The following is a 6,094-nucleotide window of genomic DNA, read 5'->3' on the forward strand; positions in this document are numbered from 1 at the left end:
AGGCGCTTCTTCTGTTCCTCCGTCAACTTGACCGTCGGAGCGGATTTGCTCAACCGTTCCATCGCCAATTCATACGCGCTCTTCATAAGGGTCAAGGTTTAATCACAATCGAGGGGAAACTCGAACCCAAACTTTTCCGTTCCGCATCTCCGTGGAATGCGTGCGCACGGGCCGCTCGGGATTCGTCAACCCGGCCCCGGTCGCCAGGTCGAATTTCCATCCGTGCATCGGGCAATACAATTGGCCCCGCTCCTGATAACCCGCGCCCAATGAAGCCTCGCGATGCGGACACCGATCATCGACCGCGTAATAGCGATCCCCCACCCGGTAAAGGGCGATCTCCAAGCCCGCAACAATGAACGTCCGGCCCGCCCCTTCCGCCATGGACTCCGCCCCCTCCACCATCGTCCAGCCTTCTGCCGCCGCCCCGGGTCCAGGCGCTCCCACCCGCGCCTGCTTTCTCCAGGGCATGTCCGGAAACTTCTCGGGGATGGCCATCGGCGCCGGGGAAGGTTTCGCCCATTGCAGTTCTTGTTCCACGGAGCCGGCCGCCGGTGGGGGCGTAGGCGGAGCCATGTTGCCTTTCCACGACGCGATGCGAGCCTGCAACCCGTGGTGCTCCGCCGTCTTCTTGTCGCCCGCGCGCATGTAGAAAAGGGAGAGATTGGTGTGCACCAGTTGTTCGTTCGGACGCATCCGTTCCGCGACGTGCCCTTCCTCGATGGCTCTCGCAAAATCACCCTTCCGGCAATACGCCATGCCCAGGGATAATTGTGCGTCGAAATGGGCCGGATCCCCTCGGAGAATGTCCGACAGCAGCTCGATGGCCCGGTCGTAGTTCCCTTGCGAGAACTCGAACATCGCGTCGTCGTAAGCCTGGGTTTCCTGTTCCATGGGCGGCGCTTCACTCACGGCCCGCGGCGTGAATGAACGGCTTGAGCTCGGTCATCAGTCTCGAGAAGCCATCGAGTGTCAACTGTTGCGCGCCATCGCTCCAGGCCTTGGACGGATTGGGATGCACTTCAATGAGCAAAGCGTCCGCGCCCATCGCCACTGCCCCCTTGCACACCGCGAAAACCAAGTCCGCCCGGCCCACTCCCTGGCTGGGATCCACCACGACCGGAACATGACTCTCCTGCTTGACGATGGGCACCGCAGTCAAATCCAGGGTGTTGCGGGTGTACGTTTCGAACGTGCGAATGCCCCGTTCGCACAGCATCAAATTGGGATTTTCGTGGGCCAGAATGTATTCGCCGGCCAGGAGCCACTCCTCAATCTTCATCGACAACCCGCGCTTCAACAGCACGGGTTTCCCGGTCTTCGCCGCCGCAATCAAGAGCTGGAAATTCTGGGCGTTGCGCGTGCCGATCTGCAGCACATCCGCATACTCGGCCACCATGTCCGCGTGGGATTCGGACAACAATTCGGTCACAATCGGAAGCCCGGTTTCCTTGCGCGCCTTGGCCAGCAGCTTGAGGCCATTCTTGCCCAGACCCTGAAACTCGTAGGGGGAAGTTCGCGGTTTGAATGCCCCGCCGCGCAGAAGCGTTGCTCCGCTGGCCTTGACCGCCAACGCCGTCTCCATCAACTGCTTCTCGCTCTCCACCGAGCACGGGCCTGCCATGACGTGGAACCGGCGCCCACCCAGGGTCAGATGCCGCACTTTGACCGTGGAATCCGCGGGGTGCGCCTCCCGGCTGACCAGTTTGAAGCGCTTTTGAACCGGCATGACGGATTCGACCTGTGGCCACAGGCTGAGCGCTTCCAGGTTGGCGTGGGTTCGCTCATCGCCAATCGCGCCGATGACCGTCCGGGCCACGCCGCGCATCACGTGCGCTTTGTAACCCAGGCGCTCGATCTCGTCCGTCACGGCTTTCTCGGCCCTCCTCGCCTGATTGGGTTTTAATACAATAATCATAGTGCTTCAGTCTTTCCGCCCGCAACCGCCCCGGCTCGAAACGAAAAAGCCGCAGGCGGAGGCCTGCGGCATTCGAGTTTCAGGGTTGACGATCGCTTCATCTCCGGCCCGCGCGCAGGGGTCCATCGCCGGTAAAATAAAAACACCAGCTACCCTCGTCGCGCCGAGCCTTCATCCTCGCGATCATGCACGCCAGCCTACCAAGTCCCTTCCCGCCGTCAATCCTTCACACTTCACCTAAATCCACGCCCGTGTATCCCGATGGTGTTGGTAGGGCGGGCCTGTCCCATCCCGCCGCCCACTGGATGCAAACATCATGCTCCAGCGGCGCGCCGGGACGGACGCGCCCTACCTGCATCACCGGCAACATCGGGATGCACCGAATCCGCGCGTAAGACTTCTGACGGGCTTGCGAAAGGTGATTCGTGCGGCTGAAGGATGCGCGGATTTAGAACGGCCCGCTGTCGCGGGCGTGATCGATGGAATTTCGATGATGCGAACCTGTCCAAGGCACTTCCAGGCGTCGTGGAAACATGCGTTGCTGCGTGTTACCCGTGGATTTGGGCTTCACTCAAAATCACGGATGACCTCTCAGGGCTTTGAACACACGCCACGGCCATCGTGGCTCGCTCCGCACCAATAGCCGCTCAGTCTTTATGAGGCTGGTGTCTCATGTCGTCTGGAACATCGCGCACAAAGCTCTCTGAACTGCTCCGGCTCAAACCTCCCCTCGAACATCTCCCTCGACGTTCTCTCTGCGTCCTTCGCGTCCTTTGCGTGAGGAAAAGCAAAAGGCCTCACACCCAACCCGCAACGCGGCGCGATCGTAACCAGCGCCATCTCGAACCGCTCCATCAGAGATCGCTGTCCTTAGAAAACCCGCACGCGAGGACCGCCGAGCGCCGAATCCCCGCGGTCGGTGTAACCCCTCGCACGAGCATGGATCGCGGTCGACAGGGCCGTCTCGAATCCCAACAGGATTCCGTTCCTCAGTCCGGGGTTGGACCGCGTCCCCGCGGGCGTTCGACACACCAGGAACTGGTTCAGCGCACAGGGATTCCGGGGGTTCGATTGTCCTCTGATGGCGCTGTCCTCGATCGACCAGTCGCTCATATTCAGCGCCCTCCAGCCCCCGAGTGACCCGCTCTTGAAGAGCGGACGAAACTCCCCGTCGAAAGCGGAGCGGGTCGCGGCTTTCGCCTTGAACAGATCGCGGTTGCGCTCCACTTCCTCCACGGCGGGCGCCCAAACGCGCACTTGGGCGAACATCCCGCTGTCGTTGTAAGACCCGAATCCCAAATATCCGGCGCCAAAGGAGGCGTCCTCAGCCAGCATCGCAGGCGTGGTCATGTCATCAAACCAGACCGAAATCTTGTTCCCGATGCGTTGGACCCGGACGCGGTGCCATTGGTTCTGGCCCCAGTGGCTGCCTGCGGTGGTCTTGGTCGAGATCTTGGTGAAGGGCTTCTCATTGACGATGAAGATCTGGTTCGCCTCCGGGTCGGTCTTGCTGGCGAAATGCACGTAATAATAGTGACCCGGGTCTTGAAACCCGAAGAAAAGGCAAAGATCCCGGTGCCCGTAATCGCGTCCCGTCTGCAGCAGTTCGGCTTCAAGAAGGAAATCGCCGAATCGACGGGTCGTCAGCAGTGCGATGCTGCTGGGGGAGCGAACCTTCGACGTGTAGCGGCTGTTTCCGACCAGTTCGAGGACGGCTCGGCCTTCGTGCGTGTTCCGCCGCCAGGCCTTGGCGTCGGTGAACTCCAGTTGCTGGAGGATTGCGTCATCGTCGAAGTTCGGCTGCCACTGCAAAGAGAATCCCGCGGGGACGTGCCTGGGACGATCGGCGAGGGCGGTCTGTGCGCGACAGTCGCTGCTCCAATCGCCGCTGAGGAGCACCATGGCCAGCGTGAACCTTCGGATTGATTGCATGGCAGGAGGGTGGAGAAGAAATGAATGGTCGTCGAGTCCCGACGGATCCACCTCAGCCGTCACGGCACATCCAGAGGTTGTCGGTGACCGGGTTGTCGTATTAACGCAGACAGCTCTGTCTGCTGTGGCGATGAAGGGAACCCGGCGCGTGGAGAGCATGGAAGGGCCTCGTTCTTCACCCGCCGGGCCGACGGGCAGTCGGCGATACGGCAGGCTAGGCAGCCTGCGCCACACGACAAACAAATGATACGGTTTCCAAAGTTATTCATCCGCGGGCGAACAGAGCCAGGAACAGCTCCCCGCAGCCGGCGGTGAATAACTTTGCCGCGCCGAAAAAAGGTTCTGGTGATAAGGTCTTGCCCCCGAGTTACGTTGCCTCCGGTCGCATCGCTTCGGGATGCACGGCAGCCGTCGCTGCAAAGGCGTTGATGCCCAGCGGATCCGTTCCAATGTGCGATGGCGCGATCTTGAGAATCTCGGTGCGGACGAGCCAGCCTGATTCCGCCGAATCACAAACCCCTCGCCGCACGGCCAGAATTTTTCCCCATTGAGTCAAGGCTTCCTCGGAACGATATGCCTCGTCGCCAGAGATCACGACCACCTGTTTGCCACGGCCTGGTCCGGTCTTGCCCGGATATTACACCCAGGGTTCGTTGTTCGTCCCGGCCGTTCCGTCAACCGGGGATGGGGGCGCCGCCAGTGTGCGGGCCATGCAGCCCAGGAAAGCGATTAGTGCAACAAAAAGTATGGGGCTCATGGGTGCGCTTCGGTCGGTTGTGATTTGCTCCGTACGCCAGCACTTCGGCAAGCCGAGGTTAATGCCTGACAAGTCAACGGCCGTGAGTGTATTTCAATCCCCATGATCGTCTCGTCCTCCCAACCAGCGCACTCTCCCGTGCGTCGACTGGTGTGGACGCTGATGGTGATCGTGGCTTGCGGAAGCCACCCTTTCGCCGGGCACGCCGCCCAATCGATCACGCCGGCGCAGGCCGATTTCTTCGAGCGCCGGATTCGCCCCTTTCTGGCCAACGATTGCTACGAGTGTCACGGCGCGAAGAAACAGAAGGGCGGGCTGAGGGTGGATTCACGCGACGGGCTGCGCCGGGGCGGCGATTCCGGACCGGCGGTGGTGCCGGGCGATGCGGCCAACAGTTTGCTCCTCCAGGCGATTCGCCATGCGCATGCCGAATTCAAGATGCCAAAGGACCGGCCGAAACTGTCCGATTCCGCCATCGCTTCTCTTGTTCAATGGGTGAACGACGGCGCGCCCGACCCGCGGGATCTTCCCCCGGTGACCGAGTCGGCAGGGGGCGCGGATTGGGCGAGCGTGTTTCAAGCGCGCCGCGAATGGTGGAGTTTCCAGCCCTTAGAGAAATCAGCGACACCTGCCGTGAAAGATGTCCGTTGGTCGGATGATCCAGTGGATCGCTTCATCCTGGCCAAGTTGGAAAGTCAGGGCCTTCGACCTGCCTCCCCCGCCCGTCCGGCGACGTGGCTGCGTCGGGTCCACTTCGTGATCACCGGTTTGCCGCCCACACCCGAGGAACTCCAGGCGTTTCTGAAGGACACTTCTCAAACCGGGCGGGCCCGCGTGGTGGATGGGCTGCTGGCCTCACCTCATTTCGGCGAACGTTGGGCGCGCCATTGGATGGACCTTGTCCGTTTTGCCGAGACTTACGGGCATGAGCAGGACTACTCCATTCCGCACGCCTGGCAGTATCGCGATTACCTGATCCGGGCTTTTAACGCCGACGTGCCGTACGACCAGTTCGTGAAGGAACACATCGCCGGCGATCGGCTCCAGCCACCCCGGCGGCATCCGACAGCCGGGTTCAACGAGTCGGTCATCGGCACTGGTTGGTGGTACATGCACCAAGCCACCCACGGTCCGGTGGATCCCTATCTGGACGAGGCGGACCGCATCGACAACCAGATCGATGTGTTCTCGAAAACCTTTCTGGGACTGACCGTCGCTTGCGCGCGCTGTCACGATCACAAATTCGATCCGATCTCCACCCAGGACTATTACAGCCTGACCGCGTATCTGCGCGGCTCGCGCCAGGATATCGCGTGCCTGGATCCCGACGGAACGTTGGAGCCGCGGGTCGAGGAATTGCGCCGCCGGCACACTCGTGAAAGCAAAACGTTGCGGGGGGCGCTGACCCGCGTGCGCGCGACGGACGGGCCCAGGATCGCGGCCTACTTGGGGGCAGCGCGCGAGGTTTTGCACGGTTCACCCCGTCC

5 protein-coding genes are annotated in these 6,094 nt (G+C 61.6%); 1 reads left to right on the top strand and 4 read right to left on the bottom strand.

Annotation, left to right across the window (positions count from 1 at the left end; genetic code table 11):
• Positions 1 to 102 precede the first annotated feature (102 nt).
• The 4 genes from FJ404_18925 to FJ404_18940 form a co-directional block, all read right to left on the bottom strand.
• A complete protein-coding gene (locus FJ404_18925) occupies positions 103 to 912 on the bottom strand; it encodes a Rieske 2Fe-2S domain-containing protein (protein ID MBM3824925.1) in 810 nt (269 codons plus the stop codon).
• The gene (gene aroF / locus FJ404_18930) at positions 905 to 1,918 is read right to left on the bottom strand and encodes a 3-deoxy-7-phosphoheptulonate synthase (GenBank protein ID MBM3824926.1); all 1,014 of its coding nucleotides are present in this window, start codon (positions 1,916 to 1,918) and stop codon (positions 905 to 907) included. The genes FJ404_18925 and aroF overlap by 8 nt, the downstream gene beginning before the upstream one ends.
• Before the next feature lie 870 nt (positions 1,919 to 2,788).
• The gene (locus FJ404_18935) at positions 2,789 to 3,850 is read right to left on the bottom strand and encodes a hypothetical protein (protein ID MBM3824927.1); all 1,062 of its coding nucleotides are present in this window, start codon (positions 3,848 to 3,850) and stop codon (positions 2,789 to 2,791) included.
• A 367-nt stretch (positions 3,851 to 4,217) separates the two neighbouring features.
• Complete coding sequence (locus tag FJ404_18940; protein MBM3824928.1) at positions 4,218 to 4,445, bottom strand: hypothetical protein; 228 nt, start codon at positions 4,443 to 4,445, stop codon at positions 4,218 to 4,220.
• Between the two features lie 264 nt (positions 4,446 to 4,709).
• On the opposite strand from FJ404_18940, the gene FJ404_18945 reads away from it, so the two are divergent.
• Positions 4,710 to 6,094: DUF1549 domain-containing protein (locus tag FJ404_18945; GenBank protein ID MBM3824929.1), on the top strand; the 1,385-nt coding region annotated here is incomplete at its 3' end.

It is taken from the genome of Verrucomicrobiota bacterium (genome assembly GCA_016871495.1).
Taxonomy (GTDB): Bacteria; Verrucomicrobiota; Verrucomicrobiia; order Limisphaerales; family VHDF01; genus VHDF01.

Bases quoted from the DNA above. Each gene is read 5' to 3' on its own strand.
- aroF (MBM3824926.1), bottom strand. From the start codon at position 1,918: ATGATTATTGTATTAAAACCCAATCAGGCGAGGAGGGCCGAGAAAGCC.
- FJ404_18935 (MBM3824927.1), bottom strand. From the start codon at position 3,850: ATGCAATCAATCCGAAGGTTCACGCTGGCCATGGTGCTCCTCAGCGGC.